The organism is Kribbella jiaozuonensis (assembly GCF_005233875.1).
In the GTDB taxonomy this organism is placed as follows: Bacteria; Actinomycetota; Actinomycetes; order Propionibacteriales; family Kribbellaceae; genus Kribbella; species Kribbella jiaozuonensis.
This window is the reverse complement of record NZ_SZPZ01000001.1, coordinates 1,169,168-1,189,733: the sequence shown is the minus strand read 5'-3', so window position 1 is coordinate 1,189,733 and position 20,566 is coordinate 1,169,168. Positions and strand designations below refer to the sequence as shown.

The 20,566-nt window shown below is 67.3% G+C and carries 20 protein-coding genes; 10 read left to right on the top strand and 10 right to left on the bottom strand.

Annotated elements, in window-relative coordinates; genetic code table 11:
• Positions 1-175: 175 nt before the first annotated feature.
• From FDA38_RS05740 to FDA38_RS05720, 5 genes are read left to right on the top strand one after another with little or no spacing between them, the layout of a single operon-like run.
• Positions 176-1,186 (top strand): hypothetical protein, encoded by a 1,011-nt coding sequence (locus FDA38_RS05740; protein WP_233714543.1) that lies wholly within the window; start codon positions 176-178, stop codon positions 1,184-1,186.
• Positions 1,183-1,815 (top strand): DUF4129 domain-containing protein, encoded by a 633-nt coding sequence (locus FDA38_RS05735; protein ID WP_233714542.1) that lies wholly within the window; start codon positions 1,183-1,185, stop codon positions 1,813-1,815. Before FDA38_RS05740 ends, FDA38_RS05735 begins: the two co-directional genes overlap by 4 nt.
• Positions 1,812-2,954, top strand: a complete 1,143-nt coding sequence (locus FDA38_RS05730) for a DUF4350 domain-containing protein (RefSeq protein ID WP_137252997.1) — start codon at positions 1,812-1,814, stop codon at positions 2,952-2,954. The genes FDA38_RS05735 and FDA38_RS05730 overlap by 4 nt, the downstream gene beginning before the upstream one ends.
• Positions 2,951-3,922, top strand: coding sequence for an AAA family ATPase (locus FDA38_RS05725; protein WP_137252996.1), 972 nt, complete (start codon positions 2,951-2,953; stop codon positions 3,920-3,922). The genes FDA38_RS05730 and FDA38_RS05725 overlap by 4 nt, the downstream gene beginning before the upstream one ends.
• Positions 3,922-5,214: a DUF58 domain-containing protein gene (locus FDA38_RS05720; protein ID WP_137252995.1), complete on the top strand. Its 1,293-nt coding sequence runs from the start codon at positions 3,922-3,924 to the stop codon at positions 5,212-5,214. The genes FDA38_RS05725 and FDA38_RS05720 overlap by 1 nt, the downstream gene beginning before the upstream one ends.
• 422 nt (positions 5,215-5,636) lie before the next feature.
• Here FDA38_RS05720 and FDA38_RS05715 read toward each other — a convergent pair whose 3' ends face one another.
• Genes FDA38_RS05715 through FDA38_RS05700 form a run of 4 tightly spaced genes read right to left on the bottom strand, consistent with a single transcriptional unit; the run spans position 5,637 to position 8,378 of the window.
• Positions 5,637-6,050 (bottom strand): SRPBCC family protein, encoded by a 414-nt coding sequence (locus FDA38_RS05715; protein ID WP_202877563.1) that lies wholly within the window; start codon positions 6,048-6,050, stop codon positions 5,637-5,639.
• Positions 6,047-6,844: a VOC family protein gene (locus FDA38_RS05710; RefSeq protein ID WP_137252994.1), complete on the bottom strand. Its 798-nt coding sequence runs from the start codon at positions 6,842-6,844 to the stop codon at positions 6,047-6,049. The genes FDA38_RS05715 and FDA38_RS05710 overlap by 4 nt, the downstream gene beginning before the upstream one ends.
• Positions 6,844-7,176, bottom strand: coding sequence for an ArsR/SmtB family transcription factor (locus FDA38_RS05705; RefSeq protein WP_137252993.1), 333 nt, complete (start codon positions 7,174-7,176; stop codon positions 6,844-6,846). Before FDA38_RS05705 ends, FDA38_RS05710 begins: the two co-directional genes overlap by 1 nt.
• A 32-nt stretch (positions 7,177-7,208) precedes the next feature.
• Complete coding sequence (locus FDA38_RS05700) at positions 7,209-8,378, bottom strand: MFS transporter (RefSeq protein WP_137252992.1); 1,170 nt, start codon at positions 8,376-8,378, stop codon at positions 7,209-7,211.
• 58 nt (positions 8,379-8,436) lie between these two features.
• On the opposite strand from FDA38_RS05700, the gene FDA38_RS05695 reads away from it, so the two are divergent.
• A complete protein-coding gene (locus FDA38_RS05695) occupies positions 8,437-9,459 on the top strand; it encodes a winged helix-turn-helix domain-containing protein (RefSeq protein WP_137252991.1) in 1,023 nt (340 codons plus the stop codon).
• On the opposite strand, the gene FDA38_RS05690 is transcribed toward FDA38_RS05695, so the two are convergent.
• The 6 genes from FDA38_RS05690 to FDA38_RS05665 all read right to left on the bottom strand — a co-directional run bounded on the left by FDA38_RS05690 (position 9,391) and on the right by FDA38_RS05665 (position 15,936).
• Positions 9,391-10,326, bottom strand: a complete 936-nt coding sequence (locus FDA38_RS05690) for an ABC transporter ATP-binding protein (RefSeq protein WP_137252990.1) — start codon at positions 10,324-10,326, stop codon at positions 9,391-9,393. The two genes, FDA38_RS05695 and FDA38_RS05690, sit on opposite strands and share 69 nt — an antisense overlap.
• A gap of 3 nt (positions 10,327-10,329) precedes the next feature.
• On the bottom strand, positions 10,330-11,268 hold the full coding sequence (locus tag FDA38_RS05685) for an ABC transporter ATP-binding protein (RefSeq protein ID WP_137252989.1): 939 nt from the start codon (positions 11,266-11,268) through the stop codon (positions 10,330-10,332).
• Positions 11,268-12,152, bottom strand: a complete 885-nt coding sequence (locus FDA38_RS05680; RefSeq protein ID WP_137252988.1) for an ABC transporter permease — start codon at positions 12,150-12,152, stop codon at positions 11,268-11,270. Before FDA38_RS05680 ends, FDA38_RS05685 begins: the two co-directional genes overlap by 1 nt.
• Complete coding sequence (locus FDA38_RS05675; protein ID WP_137252987.1) at positions 12,149-13,171, bottom strand: ABC transporter permease; 1,023 nt, start codon at positions 13,169-13,171, stop codon at positions 12,149-12,151. The genes FDA38_RS05680 and FDA38_RS05675 overlap by 4 nt, the downstream gene beginning before the upstream one ends.
• Entirely contained in the window at positions 13,168-14,970 is a 1,803-nt protein-coding gene (locus FDA38_RS05670) for an ABC transporter substrate-binding protein (RefSeq protein ID WP_137252986.1), read from the bottom strand. The genes FDA38_RS05675 and FDA38_RS05670 overlap by 4 nt, the downstream gene beginning before the upstream one ends.
• A 621-nt stretch (positions 14,971-15,591) precedes the next feature.
• Positions 15,592-15,936, bottom strand: a complete 345-nt coding sequence (locus FDA38_RS05665) for a hypothetical protein (protein WP_137252985.1) — start codon at positions 15,934-15,936, stop codon at positions 15,592-15,594.
• Between the two features lie 1,505 nt (positions 15,937-17,441).
• Between FDA38_RS05665 and FDA38_RS05660 the strand changes: the two genes are divergently transcribed.
• From FDA38_RS05660 to FDA38_RS42905, 4 genes are read left to right on the top strand one after another with little or no spacing between them, the layout of a single operon-like run.
• On the top strand, positions 17,442-18,050 hold the full coding sequence (locus FDA38_RS05660; RefSeq protein ID WP_137252984.1) for a TetR/AcrR family transcriptional regulator: 609 nt from the start codon (positions 17,442-17,444) through the stop codon (positions 18,048-18,050).
• 2 nt (positions 18,051-18,052) lie between these two features.
• The gene (locus FDA38_RS05655) at positions 18,053-18,949 is read left to right on the top strand and encodes an ABC transporter ATP-binding protein (RefSeq protein ID WP_137252983.1); all 897 of its coding nucleotides are present in this window, start codon (positions 18,053-18,055) and stop codon (positions 18,947-18,949) included.
• Positions 18,946-20,310 carry an ABC transporter permease gene (locus FDA38_RS05650; RefSeq protein WP_233714541.1) on the top strand — a complete coding sequence of 455 codons (1,365 nt, stop codon included), beginning with the start codon at positions 18,946-18,948 and terminating at the stop codon, positions 20,308-20,310. Before FDA38_RS05655 ends, FDA38_RS05650 begins: the two co-directional genes overlap by 4 nt.
• Entirely contained in the window at positions 20,256-20,528 is a 273-nt protein-coding gene (locus tag FDA38_RS42905) for a hypothetical protein (RefSeq protein WP_233714540.1), read from the top strand. Before FDA38_RS05650 ends, FDA38_RS42905 begins: the two co-directional genes overlap by 55 nt.
• Positions 20,529-20,566 lie beyond the last annotated feature (38 nt).

Genomic DNA, 20,566 nt, shown 5'->3' with positions numbered 1-20,566 from the left:
ACGGATAGTGTCCCATTCCCCCGGTAGTGCACACGCCGGATCGCCGTGTGACCCCGAGTTGGGCTGTGATCATCCGGGATCATGGTGCACTTCGAGGGTTCACCACAACTCACGTGCCTGACCGCACGGCGGTTCAGACTGTTCAGACCGGGCTTCGGGGAGGAGGGGGCGCGCAGTGGCCGACCAGAACATGCAGCTGCACGACGACGTGGCTACTGAGCCGCTGCGGCCGTGGCTGCCGGCGGATCTGCTCGACAACGCCGCCCGGACGATCTCCGACAACAAGACGATCATGCTGGGCCTACCGGTGCTGGCCGGAATCGCCCTGGTCGCGGTGCAGGCCGTGCTGACCGAGGTCGCCGTACCGGGTGGAATTCCTGGGTTCTTCGGCGCGAACGACCCGTTCGAGCAGGCCGGTGCGGCGCTGTTGCTCACGTACGGCGTCCAGGTGGTGCTGTTCTCGGTCGTGTCGAGCATGCTGTCCGGGATCATCGCTCTGGCCGCGGTCCGGAGTCAGCTGGCGCATCGGGTCGGTCCGCGTGAGCTGATGCGGCTGGTACGACCTGCGCTGCCTGCACTGGCTGTTGTCGGTCTGTTGCAGTCGCTGTCGTTCATGCTGCTGATCGGCGGCTGGGGGCTCGCAGTACTCGGGATCGGCGCCGGTACGGACGCTGCCATCTCCTCCGACGCGGCCGGTGCGGTGGCCGTGGTGATGATGCTGGTCGGCGGCGTACTCGTGCTGATCTTCGGGATCAGGCTGGTGCTGGCCGGGACCGTCGTCCTGATGGAGGGCCGGCACGCGCCGGACATCGGGCTCTACATACCGGTCCGGGTCGGGGTCTGGGGAGCGCTGCGGCGGTCCTGGCAGCTGGTGAAGGGCAAGTTCTGGCGGGTGTTCGGGATTCTGCTGTTCGGCGGGCTGGTCGTGCAGATCATCGGGTACGCGCTGCAGTTCGGGATCACCGCGCTGGTGCTCACGCTCGGCTCGTGGGCCGACAGCAACGGGGCCACGGTGGTGGCCGTCGTCGTCAGTGTCGCCGTGGGGATCTTCACGGTGATGACGCTGATCGCGAGCCTGGCCTTCATGTCCGCCGTACAGGCCCTGATCTACCTGGACCTCCGGGTACGGCGGGAAGGTCTCGACCTCTGGATGCGTCCGGCCCTGCGCTACGAGGAGACTGCGTGATCCTCTTCCTGCAGGAGCCTCCCGTCGACATCGACCGGGAGCAGGCCGCTCGCGAGGCCGCCGAGGAGCTGTCCAAGTCGACGTACCGGGACTCGGGCGGTTCGCTGATCGAGAAGGCGATCGGCAAGGTGCTGGACTGGATCGGCGACCTCCTGAACAGCCTGACCGGCTCGTCTCCCAACGGCCACGCCGGTCTGGCCATGCTGATCGCCCTGCTCGTGCTGGTCGTGCTCGTGGTCCTCTGGCGAGCCGGAGTACTGCGGACGAGCCGCAGGGTGAAGTCGCAGGCCGTTTTCGACACCGCCCGGCCCGCCAGCGCGGCGGAGTACCGCGCGTTGGCGGAGCGGGAGGCTGCGTCCGGCGACCACGCGCTCGCGATCCGCAGCCGGTTCCGGGCGTGCGTCTCGGAGCTGACCGAGCGGACCGTGCTGGACGAGCGGCCAGGGCGTACGGCGTACGAGGTGGTTGCCGATGCCTCGCGGATCGCGCCAGTACTGCGTGAACCGCTGCAGCCGGCCGCACTGGTGTTCACAGAGGTTGTCTACGGCAACCGTCCTGGGACGCCGGAACGGTACGCCGCTGTAGTGGCTGCTGATGACGCTGCACGGACTGCACGGGTGGCTGTATGAGTACGCCGCTCGGGCGGAGCGCTGGTGAGAGCTGGCGGGCACTGCGGACGCCGCTGCTCGTCACTGGGCTGATTGTGCTGGCTGCGATCGTCATCCTGATCGCTACCTCGGCGCGGACGTCAGGGCCGTTCAGCCCGGACTCCACGGACTCGGACGGGGCACGGGCGCTGGCTGCGTTGCTGAAGAACCATGGGGTTTCTGTGCACAGCACGGAGACGCTGGACGACGCCGTACAGCCGGGTGAGGGTAAGGCGCTCATCATCGGCCCGGCCGGATCACTCGGTCGCCCTGACTTGGAGCGGATCGCTCAGGCTCGCTGGAGCCACCTGGTGCTCATCCGGCCCGGCAGCCGGGCGCTGGAGATCCTGGCGCCCGGTGTGCAACAGACTGGCGATGTGTTGTCCTCCCGTAGCCGGGAGGCCCAGTGCGACCTGCCGGCTGCGGTTCGAGCGGGCACGGTGACTGTCAGCGGGCCGACGTACAGCGCACCGTCTGCGGCTGTCGCCTGCTACGGCGATGGCATCAACAACACGGTGATCCGGCTGGAGGTCGGCGACCGGATCGTCGATGTCGTCGGTACGCCGGCGTCGTTCACCAATGCGCAGCTGGCTGACGACGGCAACGCGGCGCTGGCGCTCAACCTGATCGGTACGCATCAGGACCTGACCTGGTACCTGCCGCAGTTCGAGTCGACCGATACCGGCACGGAGAGCACCGGTGGTGCGCCGCTGATTCCGCCGGATGTTCGCTACATCGGGTGGGCGCTGGCGTTCGCCGTACTCGTTGTGGCGATCTGGCGTGGGCGGCGGCTCGGTCCGGTCGTGGCTGAGCGGTTGCCGGTGATCGTGCATGCGGCCGAGACCACTGAGGGCCGGGCGAGGCTCTACCGACGTTCACGTGCCCGGGACCGCGCTGCGGCGGCGCTGCGGGAGTCGGCGCTCGGCCAGCTGCACAAGGCGCACGGCATCCCGCGGCGGGCCGAGCCGTCGGCGGTGGTCGCGACTGTGGCTGCACGTACCGGCAGGGACCCGGTCATGCTGTACGAACTGCTCTACGGCATGCCGCCACTGTCTGACGCCGCTCTGATGTCCTTGTCTTTCGAGCTCGACGTACTGACCCAGGAGGTACGACACCCGTGACGACTACCGAAGTCACCGCCGAACAGGCCCGGCAGGCGCTGGTTGCGCTGCGGACCGAGATCGGCAAGGCGGTGGTCGGCCAGGACACCGCGGTGACCGCCTTGGTGCTCGCCCTGCTCTGCCGCGGCCACGTACTGCTGGAAGGCGTACCTGGTACGGCGAAGACGCTGATGGTCCGGGCGCTGTCGACGGCGATGCGGCTGAACACCAAGCGGGTGCAGTTCACGCCGGATCTGATGCCTGGTGATGTCACCGGGTCGCTGGTGTACGACGCGAAGACGTCGGAGTTCGAGTTCCGTCCTGGCCCTGTGTTCACGAACATCCTGCTGGCGGACGAGATCAACCGGACGCCGCCGAAGACACAGGCGGCGTTGCTCGAGGCAATGGAAGAGCGGCAGGTGACCGTGGATGGTGAGCCGCGGAAGCTGCCGGTTCCGTTTGTCGTGGCGGCGACGCAGAACCCGGTGGAGTACGAGGGCACCTATCCGTTGCCGGAGGCCCAGCTGGACCGGTTCCTGTTGAAGGTGACGCTGGACATCCCGCCGCGGGACGCTGAGATCGCAGTACTCGCCCGGCATGCACAGGGGTTCGATCCGCGCGATCTGGAGGCAGCTGGGCTGCGGCCGGTTGCTGGGCCGGAGGACTTGCTGGCTGGGCAGAACGCAGTACGGCGAGTGGCGGTGCGGGACGACGTACTGGCGTATGTCGTGGACCTGTGCCGGGCTACGCGGCAGTCTCCTTCGTTGCAGCTCGGGGTTTCGCCTCGTGGGGCTACGGCGTTGCTGGCGGTGTCGCGGGCGTGGGCTTGGCTTTCCGGGCGGGACTACGTGATTCCGGATGATGTGAAGGCGATGGCGCGTCCTTGCCTTCGGCATCGAGTCCAGGTACGGCCGGAGGCGGAGCTCGAGGGTGTGAGTGCGGACGCCGTACTGGAGAGCGTGCTCGCTACGGTGCCGGTACCGCGCTGATGGTGCTCACCGGACGGGCTGGGGTGCTGGCTGCGGCCGGCGTGGTGTTCGTTGCCCTGGTGATGCCGTCGTGGGCCGGGGTCGGCGTGGTCGTGGCTGTTGTGCTGGTGATGTGTATGGTCGACATGCTGCTGGCTGGGTCGCCACGGCGGCTGCAGTTCAGCCGGGACGGGGACAACGCCGTACGGCTTGGTGAGCAGGCTGTGGTGCAGATGGTCGTCGCCAACCCTGGCCGGCGGATCCGCGGGCTCTTGCGTGATGCGTGGCCCCCGTCAGCTGGTGTACAAGACTCACCGCACCGACTGGACATCCCGTCAGGCGAACGCCGCCGCGTGACAACACACTTGATCCCAACCCGCCGCGGCGACAGGCACGCCTCTCGGGTCACAGTCCGCTCTGTCGGTCCGCTGGGCTTCGCTGGCCGCCAGAGCTCCCACCAGGTGCCGTGGACGGTGCGGGCTCTGCCGCCGTTCAAGAGCCGCAAGCACCTGCCGTCGCGGTTGGCGCGGTTGCGCGAGCTCGACGGGCGGACGGCGCTGCTGGTGCGCGGGCAGGGGACGGAGTTCGACTCGCTGCGGGACTACGTGCCTGGGGACGACGTACGCAGCATCGACTGGCGGGCGACGGCTCGCCGCGGGAACGTCGTACTGCGGACCTGGCGCCCGGAGCGGGATCGCCAGGTAGTCATCGTGATCGACTCCGGGCGGCTGTCCGCCGGCCGGGTCGGCGATGCGCCGCGGCTGGACCATGCGATGGACGCTGCGTTGTTGCTGGCTGCGTTGGCCACGCGGGCCGGGGACCGGGTTTCCTTGCTGGCTTGCGATTCGGCAGTACGTGCCGACGTACGACGCCCTGCGCCGCAGGATGTGCTGCCGTCATTCGTGAACGCCCTGGCGAACGTCGAGGCCGAGCTGGTCCAGACGGACTTCCGCATCGTCGTCTCCCAGGTCCTGGAGCGCCTTGGCCAACGCTCTCTGGTCGTGCTGCTGACCGGCCTGGATCCCGCCGTCATCGAGGAGTCCCTCCTCCCCGTCATCGGCCCCCTCCTCCGCCGCCACGTCGTCGTCTTGGCCTCCGTCGCCGACCCCCGTCTAACCGAACTCGAGTCCACCAGATCCGACCTCGTCGAGGTCTACGCCGCCGCCTCCGCCGCCCGCACCCGCCTAGACCGAGACCGCCTAACCGCCACCCTCACCCGAGCCGGCGTCACCGTAGTCGACGAAAACCCCGACCAAATAGCCCCCGCCCTAGCCGACACCTACCTATCCCTAAAGAAAGCCGGCCGCCTGTAGAAGCCCGCGATGCGGACGAGTGTGGTCCACCCCGCGTGCTACGCGGTCGCTACCCTCGTCGCTCCGCTCCTCCCCGCGCCCACTACGCCCGCACCCCACCCACCCCCGGCTACCACCGGAGCATCCCATCCGGCTACCGCCGGGCTCTTCCGGCTATCGCCGGGTTTGCCGGCTATCGCCGGGGTGTGCCGGCCGCCGCCGGGCGTTGCCGGCTATCGCCGGAGAGTCTTCCGGCTATCGCCGGGATCTGTCGGCTGCCGTCGACGGGTGCGGGCTTATCGCCCGGTTGAGTGCGTACCGCCGTCGCCGAGGCGGACCGTGGTCGCGGGATGGTGCGTCGACTACCGGCGTCCGCCACCCCACCCCGCGACGTTCTCAGCACACCGTCGCCCTACCTCGCGGCCGCAGCGTCCCCACCGCGCTCACCGCCGGCTGAGCCACTCGGGGATCCAGTGGATGACGTTTCGCCAGAAGTAGAAGGCCTGGGAGCCGCCGGGGAGCAGGGACTGTACGACGGTGACGCGGCAGCCCGCGCTGGTTGCGTCGAAGGCGATCCGGGTCTCGGTGTCGTCTACCGAACTGCGGTACGCGAACCGGGCGCCGGGTTGCCAGTCAGTGATCTTGCCGATTTCGAGTACGTCGTCGGGCGGCGAGTAGACCTCGAGGATCCGTCCGCCGACCCCGGGCTCGATCTGCATCGCAGTCGCGCGGGACGCGTCGAAGAAGTTGATGGGGCCGCGGACCCACCACAGGTCGATCTCCTCGGTGAAGACCTTGAATGCGGTCGCCGGATCGACCGCGACCTCGATGGATGCGGTGGCTGACAGTTCGGTCATGGCTGCGTGGGCCGGGCTTGAAGGAAGGTCCAGCGGTGGCCCTCGACATCCTCGACTTCGTAGGAGCGGAAGCCGTACTGATGGATCTCCTGCAAGATCTTCGCGCCGTTCTCCTGGCTGTGCGCGAAGTGCGCGTCGAGATCATCGACGTACACCCAGGCAGCGTGATCCGCGGCCGGCGCGCCCGGCTCCGTCCGCTTGAGGAGGATGATCGACGACGCGCCGGCATGCAGCTCGATCCAGCTCGGCTGGCGGCCTTCCTCCGGGATGCGGTCCCATGTCTCGAGGCCAAACACCGAGTGCAGCCACCGGGCCGCAGCGGCCGGATCCTCGTAGTACAAGGCGATCGCGAGCCGCCCGACCTCGCGCGGCGTCGACGGCGCCGAGTCGCGGCGGGTGACCCAGGCCGGGAACCAGTACAGGACGTTCTGCCACGCGTAGTCGGCCCTGGTGCCGCCCTCGATCAGCGCTTCGACCACGGTGACGCGAGTACCGCCGTCGATCGGATCGAACGTGATCGTCGTTTCGGTGTCGTCGACCGAACTGCGGTACTCGAGACGCTCGCCCGGCTCCCAGGCCGTGATCACGCCACGCTCGAGCGCGTCATCGGCGTACACCTCCAGGATCCGACCACCGACGCCCGGCTCGATGCGCACCTCGATCGCGCGGGCCGAGTCCCAGAAGTTGATCGGCCCGCGTACCCACCACAGGTCGATCTCCTCGGTGAAGATCTTGAACGCCGTGGGCGGCGCAACGGGGACCTCGACTGCGACCTCGACGGACTGCTCGGTCATCAGGACTCCTTCTGCTCGACGTGGCGTTTGAACGCGCCCAACTGGTCACGCCAGTGCGCCTGGACCTGATCCAGCCAGGCTTGTACGGCGACCACGGGCTCGGGATTGAGCCGGAAGACACGAACGCGGGCATCGTCCGGCACCCGCTCATCGGCAACCAGCCCGGCCTCCAACAGGATCCGCAGATGCCGACTCATCGCCGGCGAAGACGCCCCCGTCGCCACCGCCAACTGCCCCGCCCGCCGCGGCCCCTCCCCCAACAACCGCACCACCTGCCGCCGCGTCGGATCCGCCAACACCTCAAAAAACCGATCCACCGCATCTTCCACCATGCCGCAATAGTTCTACTTCCTGTTAACTATTGTCAACCACCCGAACCATGCGGAAGCTCGCGAACCTCCTTGAAGAGCAGAGCGCTCCACGCGGCAGCCGTGTAGACGATCGCGGCAACGAGGGTGACCAGCCGCGCTCCGAAGCGGTCAGCCAACGGCCCGGCAACGAGCAGGCCGACCGGGATGGCGACGTACGAGAGGAGGTCGTCGATCGACGCGAGCCGCGACAGTACGCCGCGGTCGATGTGCTCCTGCAGCGAGGTGTCCCAGCTGATGCCGGAGATGGAGAAACCGACCCCGGCAGCGAAGGCAGCGAGCAGTAGCCAGATCGGCTCCCAGCCGACGCCGAGTGCGAGGAGAGGCAACGCACCGAGGGCACTGAGGAGCTGGCCAGTCCGCAGAAGGTGACGGACTACCAGGCGATACATCAGCGCGCTCATCACCAGCAGCCCCAGCCCGCGAACGCTGAGCGCGAAACCCCACAGCTTCGCGCCAGCCAGCGGCGGTCCAAGCACCTGCCACGCGCCCGTCTGGGCGAGGTTCATCAGCGCAGACGAAAGCGTCACCGCCCACACCCAGCGGATGCTCCGGAACTCCCGCCAGCCACGGCGTACGACGAGGGCCGTCGGCGACCCAGCCCGCAACCGACCGAGCAGTACTGCGGCCGCCAGATAACTGACCGCGTCGACAGCAATGGTCGGTCCGCTGCCAACGACCGCGACGAGTACGCCCGCCACGGCCGGCCCGACGATCTTCGTGCCGTTGCGAACCGAGCTGAGCAGCGCGTTGGCCCTCCGAAGCTCATCCTTCTCGACCAGCTCGGGCACCAGCCCGCGAAGGGCCGGCGAGGTGAACGCATCCAAGATCCCGTTCGCCGCACTCAGCACGCTGATCAGCAGCAAGCTGTAGTTGTGCGTCAGCAGCAGTACTGCGACCGCACCCTGCGCCGCCGCCCCGCCCGCGTTCGTGGCGTCTAGCACCGTACGCCGGGAAACCCGATCGGCGACCGCACCACCGACCAGGACGAAGCACAACATAGGAACCATCCGCGCAGTCAGCACGACCCCGAGCTGCGACGGATCGCCGGACGCATCCAGGACTGCGAAGGCAAGGGCGACAGGCGCCATCGAACTGCCCAGCAGCGAGACCAGTCGGCCGGCCATGAAGTAGCGGAAGGCCGGGCGACGAAGGGGAGAATTCACTGCGCGACAATGCGGGCAGCTCATCCGCACGGCGAAGTCTTTCGCGAGGAGGCGAAAGTTGACACTCCTCAAGCTCAGTCCGCTGGCGCTCTCGAGGTCGAGATTCGCGTTGTCGCCGCTCGCGGAGACGGTCGGCGCGATCATCAGCCTCCGCCGGGCGCGACCGGATCCGTGGATGTCGGCGTGGTACGCAAACCACCAGAAGTCGTTCGACCGGCGCCTCCGCCGCGACCCGTTCCTGCGCGGCCTGGCCGACCTGCTCAGCTCGACCAAATGGCTTCCCGATGTGGTCGCCCTACCACCGACCGGAGGGATGGGTACGTCGTTATCGGCCGAGCTCGAGCAAGTCGCCGCGATGAACGACGCCGAGATCCGGGCTGCTTTCAAGGTATCGCTGCAGCACAGCTGGCTCGAACACGATCTTCGGTGGCTGGAGAGCTCCGACCTGGGGCGGTCGCTGGCTTCCGCCGTACGCACGGTCTGGTCGCGTCATGTGGCGCCGGATTGGCCGCGTCGGCGTGAGGCCCTTGAGCGTGAGGTGATATACCGGGCCGGTCTGCTCGCAGCGTTCGGCTGGCCGAAGGCACTGGAGGGGATGAGCCGACGAAGCCGGTGGATTGGTGCCGACAGCATCCAATTCAGCAATCGTCCGGGCGTTGATCGGCACGTCGGGGACGAAGGGCTCCAGTTCGTCCCGGTGACGTTGCAAGGCGGCACCTGGCTGTGTGAGAGCGAGACGGCGGGCTATGCGTTGGTGTACCCCGCCCGTCGTGTTGCAGTCGAGTTCCCAGCCGACGGTCGGGTCGCGCTCGAGCGGCTGATCGGACGCGGCCGCGCCGAGTTGTTGTTGCGTCTGTCCCGTCCGGGGACGGCGAGTGAATTGGCCGAAGAGCTGGGGTTGTCGCTGGGCACGGTCGGGCGCCATCTGCGGATCCTTCGCGACGCCGGGCTGATCGTCGGGGTGCGCGAGGGCCACAAGGTCGTGTACCGGGTGACTGTGCGTGGAACCGAGTTAGGAGGTGGCCAGGTGGCAGGCGACCTGGGGGTGGGTTGTGGTGGGGAGGATTGGGAGGGGCTTTGAGGTGCAGGCGGTGGTGTCTGGGGTGGTGGGGATGAGTTGGCAGCGGGGGTGGAAGCGGCAGCCGGTGGGGATTTGGGTGGGGTCGGGGGGTTCGCCGGTGAGGATGATGCGTTGGGGGGAATCGGGGAGGACGGAGAGCAGGGCTTGGGTGTAGGGGTGTTGGGGGTTGGTGAGGATGGCTTCGGTGGGGCCGGATTCGACGATGCGGCCCAGGTACATGACGGCTACTCGGTCGGCGATGTTCCAGGCGAGGCCCAGGTCGTGGGTGACGACGAGGGCGGACAGGCCCAGGTCGTCGCGGAGGCGGAGGATTAGGGAGAGGATCTCGCCGCGGACCGAGGCGTCCAGGGAGGCGACGGGTTCGTCGGCGATGAGGACCTTGGGGTCGAGGGCGAGTGCGCCGGCGATGACGACGCGTTGGCGTTGGCCGCCGGAGAGTTCGTGGGGGTAGCGATGGAGGAATCGCTCGGGTGGGCGCAGGCCGGCGCGCGAGAGGGCCGAGGAGACGACGGATTCCTCGTCGGGAAGGTTGTGGATTCTGGGGCCTTCGGCAACCGCTTCGTGGACGGTGTGGCGGGGATTGAGGGAGCCCATCGGGTCCTGGAGGACGAGCTGGACCTGACGGCGGAAGGCCTTCAGGGCGCGGCCCGAGTAGCTCAGCGGCGTGCCGTCGTACACGATCTGACCCGCGGTGGGGCGTTCCAGACCGAGCAGGGTGCGCGCAAGGGTGGTCTTGCCGCAGCCGGACTCGCCAACGAGGGCGACGATCTCGCCGGCGCCGATGGCGAGGTTGACGCCGTCGACGGCCCGGGCTCGCCGTCCGCCGCGGCCGGAGAACTCGACGTGCAGATCAGTTGCCTCTAGCAAGAGTCACTCCCCTACCAGGATGCAGGCGGCGGTTCGATCGCCGACCGGACGCAGTTGTACGTCGGACGTCGCGCACGACTCGATCGCGACCGGGCAACGCGGATGGAACGAACACCCACCTGGAAGCTGCTGCGGATCCGGCGGATCACCGGCCAGACCGCGTGGCGCCAGCCGTGAAGCGGGATCGCCGACGGTCGGGAACGCCGCCGCGAGCGCCTGGCTGTACGGGTGGCGAAAGTCCCCCGACGACGGACCGAGCTCCACCAAGCGTCCGGCGTACATGACAGCGAGGCGATCGCACACGTCGGCCAGGACCGACAGGTCGTGCGAGATCATCAGCAGCGAGATCCCGTGCAAGGCGATCAGGTCGCGGATGAGCGTGAGCACTTGCGCCTGGACCATCAGGTCGAGTGCTGTCGTCGGTTCGTCGGCGATGATCAGTTGCGGTGAGCAAGCAAGTGCCATCGCGATCATTACTCGTTGCCGTTGGCCACCACTCAGCTCATGCGGATAGCTCCGGGCTCGCCAGGCCGGCAGTCCGACCTGTTCGAGCAGCTCCCGCACCCGCGCGTCAGCAGCAGATCCCGATGCCTGTCGATGTACGACGAGAGGCTCTGCGATCTGCTCCCCGATCCGCTGCACAGGATTCAACCCGTGCTGCGCGCCCTGGAACACGATCGATGCCGACGACCAGCGTACGGCGCGTAACCGGCCCCACTTCATCGTCAGCACGTCCTCGCCGTCGAGCAGGACCCGTCCACCCACGACAGCCGACCGGGGCAGCAGCCGCAACAAAGCAAGCGCGACCGAGGACTTGCCCGAGCCCGACTCGCCGGCCAGACCAACCGCCTCCCCGGCCGCCAACGACAAGGACACGCCGCGGACGGCAGGGATGTCGCCACCTGCCTTATAGGTCACGGACAAGTTGTCGAGTTCAAGCATCAGGCACCCCCGGTCCGCAGGCGAGGATTCAAGACCGACTCCAAAGCCCTTCCACACAAGGTGAAAGCCATCACCACGATGACGATGCAGAGACCCGGCAACAAGATGTACCACCAGGCGCCGGCCGTCGCCGCACCCCAGTCATAAGCCCCGCGCAGCATCGTCCCCCACGACGTCTTGTTCGCACTCACGCCGAGGAACGCCAGCGTCGACTCCGTCACGATCGCGCTCGCGACCTCCAGCGTCGTACTTGCCAACAGCAACGGCGCGACGTTCGGCAGCACGTGGCGCGTCGTGATGTGCCAGTGGCCGCCGCCGAGCGCCAGCGATCTCTCGATGTACGGGCGTGCCTCGACGGCCAGCGTCTGCGCGCGGATCAATCGCGCCGTCGACGGCCAGGACGTCACCCCGATCGCCACGATGATCGTCGCCGTCGAACCACCCAGGATCGCCGCCAGCACCAACGCGGTCACCAGCGACGGCAGCACCAGGAACCAGTCGGTCACCCGCAGGATCACCGCACCGACCCACCCCCGGAAGTGCCCGGCCGCGATCCCGAGCACCGTCCCGATCACCATGCTGAGCAGCGCCGCCAGGAATCCGATCAGCAGCGACGTCCGCGAACCCCACCAGATCATCAGCAGCACCGACCGTCCCGACTCGTCGGTCCCGAGCGGATCGTCGAGGCTCGGCGGCGCCAGCTTCGCGCCGGTGCCGGACACCACGTTCGTCACGCCGGCGTCGATGAACAACGGTGCGATCAACGCCAGTACGACGGCAACCGCGAGAATCACCAAGCCGGCAACGCCGGCCCGGTGCGTCCGGAAATCCGCCCAGAACCGCCCGGCGGCACGACGACGGCGTACCCAGGTCACGTTGCTCATGCCGACCTCACCCGCGGGTCCAAGAGGTGATAGATGACGTCCGCCAACGTGTTCATCAGGATCACCGACACCGTGATCAGCAGGAACGTCCCCTGCATCAACGTGAAGTCCGGCACCCGGATCGCCTCGTAGAACAGCTGCCCGAGCCCCGGCCAGCTGAAGATCGCCTCGACCGTCACGGCACCCCCGACCACGAACCCGATCCGCATGAACACCAGCGTCACCGTCGGCAGCAGCGCGTTCGGTACGGCGTGCTTCCGCCGTACGTCGTCATCGCGCAAACCCTTCGCCCGAGCCGTCGTGATGTAGTCCTGCCCGACCTCGTCGAGCACGGACGACCGCATCACCAGCAGGTACTGCGCATAGACCACCGCGACGAGCGTCAGACACGGCAGCACCATGTGTACGCCGACATCCAGCACGCCGGCGAACCCGTCCGGCTTGTCGACGCTCGAGCTGCCACGCGTCGGGAAGATCCCCGGAATCGGCCCGATCCCGGCCGCGAACACCATCAGCAGCAACAGCCCGAGCCAGAACGTCGGCACCGACCACAGCACCAGCGAGATCGCGGTCGACACCTTGTCGAACCGGCTGCCCGGCTTCCACCCGGCGCGCGCACCCTGCCAGAGGCCGAGACTGACCGCGATCACCAACGCCGTACCGGTGAGCAACAGCGTCGACCCGATCCGCTCGCCGATCAGGTCGACCACCGGCCGCTTGTACTCGTACGACACGCCGAGATCGAACTGCAGCGTCTGCTTCACGAAGTGCAGGAACTGTTCAGGGATCGGCTTGTCGAGACCGAGCCGGGCCCGCTCCAGGTCGAGCTGTTCCGGCGTCATGTTCCGCCCCTGCGCCAGCGCGCGGACCGGATCGCCGGGCAGCAGGCGGAACAGGAAGAACGTCGCGACGATCACCATCGCGATGCTGAGCAGGGCCCCGCCCGCCTTGGTCGCCGCATAGCGCAGCAGACCGTGGCGAGCAGGGCTCTGCTCAGGAGCTTCGACCGTGACCGTCATTCGCGCTCATCGGCCGCGCCCTGACGGCGTCGCAGTACGAAGAACCCACCGATCAGTACGACGACCACGGCCGCCGCGATGCCCGCGATCACGCCGCCGCTCATCCCACCGCTCTCGGCCGTGACTCCGTCCTTCGACACCGCCTCGAGCGTGTAGAACGGCCAGTACCCGGACCCGCCGTACAGCAGGCCCTTGTCCTCCGGGATCGGCGTGATGCTGGCGATCCGGTCCTTGCGGTAGCCCTCGAGATCGTTCGGGTAGTACAACGCGATCACCGGCGCGTCGGTGTAGAGCCGCTCCTCCATCTTCTTGATGGTGTCGGCGCGCTTGGTCCGGTCGAGCTCCTTCTGCTGCTGCAGATACAGGCTTTCGTACTGCGGGTCGCAGTAGAACGACTCGGTCCCGCCGCCCTGCCCGGACGCGGTCGGACGCCGGCTGCAGAGATGCGTGCCGAGCACCTCCTCCGGGTCCGGGTTCACCGACCAGCCGCTGATCGCGATGTCGAAGAGCGCCGTCGTACCGGTCTCCTCGGTGAACTTGCTCGAGTCGAGCCGCTTGGTCGTCAGCGTGATGCCGATCTCCTTGAACCAGCCGGTCAGGTACTCCGCGAGCTTGTCCTCGATCGGCGTGTCCGTGTGGATGCTGAACCGGAACTGCAGCTTCCGCGACCCGTCCGGCATCGTCCGTACGCCGTCAGGTCCCTTCTTGTACCCGGCGTCGTCGAGGATCTTGTTGGCCTTCGCGAGGTCGAACGTCACCTTCTCGGCGCCGCTCGCCTCCCAGAAGAAGTCCTTGTACAGCGGCGGAATGATCGATCCGTCGGCCGGTTTCGCGAGCCCGCCCTGGACCTCGTCGACCAGCTTCTGCTTGTCGATCGCGTAGTGCAGCGCGGTCCGTACCTTCGGATCCTTCAGGGCCGGGTGGCCGTCGCCGATCGGCTTGTTGTCGCTGGTCGTCGCGCCGTGGTTGATCTGCAGGTACGCCGCCCGCCGGCCCTGCGTGTTCCACTGGACGATGTTGTCATCGCCCTTCAGTGACTCGAAGTCCGGCGGGTTCAGCCGCCCGATCAGGTCGATGTCACCCTTCTTCAGCCCGACGATCGAGGCGGCCGGGTTGTCGTAGAAGATCACCTGCAGTTCGTCGACCTTCGGCCGCCCACGCCAGTACTGCGGGTTCGCCTCGAGCCGCACGAACTGGTCCTTCTTGTGCTCGACCGCGACGTACGGTCCGCTGCCGACGGTCGGGTACACCTCAGCGTCGTACTCCGAGATGTTCTTGACCTTCTCCCAGACGTGCTTGGGCATGATCGGGACGGGGTTGTCGAGCATCGACGCCTGCGGGGTCTTGAGCTTGATGGTCAGCTCCTGGCCGTTCGCGGTGACGCTCTGGAAGTTCGCGACGGCCGGACCGTTGCCGGTCTTGGCGCCGTCGTCGGTGATCATCTTGTTGAACGTCCAAGCCGCATCGTCCGCCGTGATCGGCTGCCCGTCCGACCACTTCGCCTGCCGGATCTTGAACGTCCACGTCAGCCCGTCCGGCGACGTTGTCCAGGACTCGGCGAGATCCGGACTGGGTTGCAGGGTCTTCGAGTCCGGCACCGTGAGGAAGCCGTAGATCATCCGCTGGATCGACCCGGTCACCAGCCGCACAGCCAAGAACGGATTCATCGAGTCGACCGACTGGGTCACCCCGATCTTGATCACCTTCTTGGCCGGATCCTTCACCGGATCAGCCGCGTACGCCGCACCCGGAACCACCGCCAAACACAAGGCCCCCAGCACCGCCAACAACTTCCTCATGGCCGCCAACCTTCCCCAGCTGGTGTTGGTGTTTGGGGAAGAACCCACACCAGCAGACACCCCTCTGTCAACAAACTACGACCCTTTGTCACACTGAAGTAACCTTCTTACCGGTCGGAATGCGGTCTACCCCGCGGGCTACGCGGCCGCTTTCTTCGTCGCTACGCTCCTCAGCGCACCCGCTCCGCCCGCACCCGCCCACCCCCGCTCAGCGCGGTGCATCCCCTTCCGGCTATCGCCGGGTCATCCGGCTATCGCCGGACTTTTCCGGCTATCGCCGGAATCTGCGGGCTGCCGCCCGCGGTCCACGGCGTGCCGTGGTCGTCCAGGCGAGCCGTGGCGTCAGGTGTCTCACGATCCGCCCAGGCATGTGCTGCGCGAGACTCGCCCGACTCCGCCGCCCCTGGCTCAGAGCCGAGTGACGATCTCGCCTGCGGAGGCGACAGCCCCAGTCACGGCGCCGTCGATGCCTTGTCGCCAACTATTCCCGGCCAATCGCTGGCCACAGCCCTCCGCTTCTCATGCAGGAGCGGGAAAGTCCGACCGCGGCAGCGGCACAGCGCTGTCCGGAACGCGGGACCGGCGTCACGAGCATCTGGTGATCGGCGGGGCGTTCGGGGATCATCTCCGATTACTCCAGGCCTGCCGAACTCGATCCAGAAGACCGAGTCTCGGACGAGCGGCCAACGGTTGCTCACTCAGTTTTTGCGCAGTCCCTGGCGGCCTGACCGGCACCTGAGCTGCGTCAGCGTATGCAGCCTTCACGAGTTCAATGCCGTCTGCCTCGCTTTGCAGATTCAGACCTACGGCGATGACTGCTCCGGGCAACACCACGTTCCACCAGTGAGGATCGAGGAACACGCTCGAAAAGAATCCGAGCAGCAAGGTCCGCTCCCCTGCAAACAACGTCTGAAGCGTGTTAGGCAGAGTCGTGCCGAGCCAGGCGCCGCCGACCACCAGCGCCATCTCCGAAGTAGCTCGGGTCCTTCCATGCATACGCCACGCCTCATGCGCGTAGATTGCACAGATGTCGCGCGTCAACTGCCGTTCGCCGTCGGCAAATGGTTTCGGCCACCTCGTGGCGTTCACTGGCCAATGAGGCGGAAGAGTCGCGGCGGTAACTCGATCGAGAGAAATCAGCGGCTGCCGGAGTCCTGCACGCCACCTGCGGATCGCCCGGACTGACTCTCGACCGGCCCAGAAGGCCGATGCCACGAGGACTGCGAACAAGATGACTACGAGGACGACTAGGGCAGAGTGCTTCACTGCTCCCGTCCTACCTCGCTCGTGGATACAGCCGACATCGGCGTTGGTCGGTCCACCTTCCACACCACCAGAACGAGGGTCACAAGCGCCAAGATGCCGAGTGCTAGCGCCCCGACCTCAAGTAGATGGCCTAAGCGCTCAGAGCCGTGGAACAGGAACCGACCGACCGTCATGCCGAGCAGGATGAGGAAGGCTAGCGCACCGCAAACGGCGGACCACGCGCCCATCAAGATAGCTCGCAAAAGCCAGCGTGCCGGTTGATTCAGAAGCGGCTGTTCAAATCTGGCTCCGTCGCGGAGGACGCTCCGCGCGCGACCTAATGCGCCGTTTGATCTCATTCGAGAAGCATCCCAGGCCGTGCGCGACTGGCGTCTAGTGACCGGTCTCACATCACGAGGCCCGAGCACTCGATCAGGTGATTTCGCGTTCGGAGGAGCTAACACTAGGTCGTCTCGGCCAGAGCAGAATGAGGTCCACCACGGCCCGCCGCAAAGCGCGCCGGACAGCCCGAATGCGCAATCGGCCGCGCAAATCGCCAGCGGCGTCTGGCAGATATGGTGATAGCCGGAAAGGATGCGCGACGCTGAGCCCCGGCGCGCGGGCGGCTCACACTCGCCCGCGTCGGGACAGCACGAGTCGACACCCGCCGCCTCCACGGTCCATGTCATCGGCCAGTCCCGGCCTGAGCGGTCACGGCGAGCGATCCGCGGCGGCAGCCGCCACTCCGGCGATAGCCGCAAGGGATGCTCCGGCGCTGAGCCGGGGGTGGGTGGGGGTGCGCGCGGAGCAGCTGCGCTGAGGAGCGAAGCGACGAAGAAAGCAGCTGCGTAGCACGCCGGGGCCGATCGCACCCATTCGCGTCATGACAGCAGGAGTCGACACCCGCCAGCCTCCACGGTCCAGTCATCGATTGACCCGGCCAGCAGTCACCGCGAGCGCAGCGAGCGACTCGCGGCGGCAGCCGCCCACTCCGGCGATAGCCGGCACGGTCCGGCGATAGCCGGAAGACCCGGCGATAGCCGGAAGGGGATGTACGGCGATGAGCCGGGGGTGGGCGGGTGCGGGCGGAGCGGGTGCGCTGAGGAGCGTAGCGACGAAGAAAGCAGCTGCGGAGAACGCGGGGCTGACCGCAGTACCCACCTCAAAGCACTTGACTACACGATCGTGTAGTAGTTTGCTTTTGTGTGTAGGGAGAGGAGTGGGTGATGGATCGAGCGGCAGAGGACCTGACGGCGCGGGCTCGGATTCGGGATGCGGCGATCAGGTTGTTCGGGGAGCGTGGGATCGAGGGGGCCTCGATCCGGGATATTGCTGCCGAGGCGGGGGTGTCGTCGGGGCTTGTCCGGCATCACTTCGGGTCGAAGGAGGCGTTGCGGGACGCCTGCGACCGGTACGCGAAGGATCGGATGCTGCAGATCGGGGCCGAGCTGACGCAGGACGGTGATCTCACCGGGCTCGATCCGCTGGTGCTGCATCCGATCGCGTTTCCGCTGCAGTTGTACATCGTTCGCTCGATGATGGACGGCTCCGAGACCGCGACCGCGCTGTTCCTGGAAGGGGTCGACGCGGTCGAGGAATGGGCCAGTGGTTACGGCATCAAACCGAAGGACCCCCGCGGGTACGCCGCCGCGCTGGCCGCGATCAAGCTGAGCGTCTTCATCCTGCGGGACCAGGTCTCGAAGGCGCTCGGCGAGGACATCACCACCCCGGCGGGCTACAACCGGATCGGCCAGGCCTTGATGGAGGTCTTCACGATCCCGCTCATCTCCCCCGAACAAATCGAAAAACTCCAGCAACGCTCTGAGGAGAAGTGATCATGCCGGCTGCGATCAGCACGGAAGGTCTGGTCAAGTCGTTCGGGCGGACCTTTGCCCTGGACGGTCTCGACCTCACGGTGCGAACCGGTGAGGTGCACGGGTTCCTCGGCCCGAACGGCGCGGGGAAGACCACCACCATTCGCATCCTGTTGGGACTGACGCGCGCGGACGAGGGCACCGCGCGGGTCCTCGACGGCGACCCCTGGTCGGACGCGACCGACCTGCATCGCCGCCTGGCCTACGTCCCCGGTGACGTGACGCTCTGGCCGAATCTGTCCGGCGGCGAGGCGATCGACCTGCTCGGTCGGATGCGCGGCGGTATCGACAAGAAGCGCAAGGCCGAGCTGCTCGAGCGGTTCGATCTCGACCCGCGCAAGAAGGCCCGTGCGTACTCGAAGGGCAACCGCCAGAAGGTCGCGCTGGTCGCCGCGTTCGCCTCCGACGTCGAGCTCCTGCTGCTCGACGAGCCGACGAGCGGCCTTGACCCGTTGATGGAAGAGGTCTTCCGCGAGGTCGTGCAGGAGATCAGCGACCGCGACGGCCGGACCGTGCTGCTGTCCAGCCACATCCTGTCCGAGGTCGAAGCGCTGTGCGATCGCGTCACGATCATCCGGGCCGGCCGTGCGGTCGAGAGCGGCACACTGTCCGAGCTGCGGCACCTCACGCGTACGTCGATCCAGGCCGAGCTGGTCGGACCGATGAACGGCCTGGCCCAGCTGTCCGGCGTACACGATCTCAAGGAGGCCGACGGGCGCGTCCAGTTCGACGTCGACACCGACGAGATCAACCCGGTCCTGCGACGGTTGACGGAGATCGGCGTACGGAGTCTCGTGAGCCAGCCGCCCTCGTTGGAGGAGTTGTTCCTGCGGCTGTACGAACCCGAGGCGGTGAAATGAAAAGCCTCGCGGGGACCGGCGGGCTGATCCGGCTGATCCTGCGCCGCGACCGGATCGTCCTGCCGTTGTGGATCGTGCTGCTGGTGGCGATCTCGGTCAGCTACGTGAAGGAGTACGGCGATCTGTTCCCGACGCCGGACTCCCGCATCAAGTACGCGAGCAACGCCGGCTTCATCACCTTGTACGGCGAACTGTCCGGCTCCAGCCTGGGCGAATTCGTCACCTGGCGACTCGGGTTCGTGCCGGTGATGGTCGGACTGATCAGCCTGCTCACGGTGATCCGGCACACCCGGGTCGAGGAAGAGACCGGCCGTCGTGAGTTGCTCGGGGCAACCGTCATCGGCCGGCACGCACAACTGGCGGCGGCGCTGATCACAGTCTTCGGCGCCAACCTGACACTGGCCGTTCTCCTTGCCTTGGGCATGCACAGCCAAGATCTCCCGGTAGCAGGATCCGTTGCCATCGGCATGGTTTACGCCGGCACCGGCTGGTTCTTCGCAGCAGTAGGCGCAGTCGCGGCGCAGTTGACCGCGAGCGCCGGCACCGCGCGCGGGATCGCGATCGGCGTTCTCGGTGCGTCCTACGTACTGCGCGCCGCAGGCGACACCAGCGCACACACGGACGGCCCGCTCGCCTGGTTGTCTTACCTCTCGCCGATCGGCTGGGCACAACAGATCCACCCGTACGCCGAGAACCGCTGGTGGCTCGCCGCCGTGTTGCTGGTAGCAACCATCGGCTTGGTCGTCACCGCCGTCATTCTCGCTACCAAACGGGACATCGGCGCCGGACTGCTACCCGACAAGCTCGGCCCGGCGGACGGGACGCTCGGCTCGCCATTCGCGCTGGCCTGGCGGTTGCACCGTGGTCTGCTCCTAGCGTGGACAGTCGGATTCGCCTTGCTGGGCTTACTGTTCGGCGGCGTCGCCAAGGGCGTCGGCGACATGATGAAGGACGATCCGACCATCCAGGAGATGTTCCAGCGAATGGGCGGATCGGCCGGGCTGATCGACTCGTTCCTGGCCGGAGTCATGACACTGGTCGGGTCGCCTCGGCGTACGCCGTACAGGCAACACTGCGGATGCGCGTGGAGGAGAGCAGCGGGCGGGCCGAGCCCGTGCTGGCGACCGCGACGAGTCGTTGGCAGTGGGCCGCGAGCCATCTCGTCTTCAGCCTGCTCGGGCCGGCGGTCGCGTTGCTGGCGGCTGGTGTGGCCGAAGGGCTTGCGTACGGCGTCGCGATCGGCGATGTGGGCGGACAGGTCCCGAGACTCATCGGTGCAGCGCTGGCGCAACTCCCGGCGGTATGGGTGCTGGCCGCGATTGCGATCGCGATCTTCGGATTCTTCCCGCAGGCCTCGATGATCTCGTGGGCCGGACCAACTGTCTGCATTCTGATCGGCCTGGTGAGCGCCGGGGTCGCGACGGCGGGCTGGATCCGCGACATCTCGCCGTTCAGCCATCTCCCCTCACTACCAGGCGGGACGGTGTCCGCAGGTCCACTGATCGCCCTGCTCGCGATCGCCGTGGTCGTCGGCTTCGCAGGCCTGGTGGGACTGCGCAGGCGCGATCTTCCTGCCTGACGATGTCGAGAACGGGGTACCGGCTCCGACGTGGCCAG

Coding starts and splice junctions, on each gene's coding strand:
- FDA38_RS05655 (WP_137252983.1), top strand. CDS start 18,053: ATGCCGGCTGCGATCAGCACGGAAGGTCTGGTCAAGTCGTTCGGGCGG.
- FDA38_RS05710 (WP_137252994.1), bottom strand. CDS start 6,844: ATGACCGAGCAGTCCGTCGAGGTCGCAGTCGAGGTCCCCGTTGCGCCG.
- FDA38_RS05715 (WP_202877563.1), bottom strand. CDS start 6,050: ATGACCGAACTGTCAGCCACCGCATCCATCGAGGTCGCGGTCGATCCG.
- FDA38_RS05675 (WP_137252987.1), bottom strand. CDS start 13,171: ATGACGGTCACGGTCGAAGCTCCTGAGCAGAGCCCTGCTCGCCACGGT.
- FDA38_RS05685 (WP_137252989.1), bottom strand. CDS start 11,268: ATGCTTGAACTCGACAACTTGTCCGTGACCTATAAGGCAGGTGGCGAC.
- FDA38_RS05665 (WP_137252985.1), bottom strand. CDS start 15,936: ATGGCGCTGGTGGTCGGCGGCGCCTGGCTCGGCACGACTCTGCCTAAC.
- FDA38_RS05705 (WP_137252993.1), bottom strand. CDS start 7,176: ATGGTGGAAGATGCGGTGGATCGGTTTTTTGAGGTGTTGGCGGATCCG.
- FDA38_RS05720 (WP_137252995.1), top strand. CDS start 3,922: ATGGTGCTCACCGGACGGGCTGGGGTGCTGGCTGCGGCCGGCGTGGTG.
- FDA38_RS05650 (WP_233714541.1), top strand. CDS start 18,946: ATGAAAAGCCTCGCGGGGACCGGCGGGCTGATCCGGCTGATCCTGCGC.
- FDA38_RS05670 (WP_137252986.1), bottom strand. CDS start 14,970: ATGAGGAAGTTGTTGGCGGTGCTGGGGGCCTTGTGTTTGGCGGTGGTT.
- FDA38_RS05730 (WP_137252997.1), top strand. CDS start 1,812: ATGAGTACGCCGCTCGGGCGGAGCGCTGGTGAGAGCTGGCGGGCACTG.
- FDA38_RS05660 (WP_137252984.1), top strand. CDS start 17,442: ATGGATCGAGCGGCAGAGGACCTGACGGCGCGGGCTCGGATTCGGGAT.
- FDA38_RS05680 (WP_137252988.1), bottom strand. CDS start 12,152: ATGAGCAACGTGACCTGGGTACGCCGTCGTCGTGCCGCCGGGCGGTTC.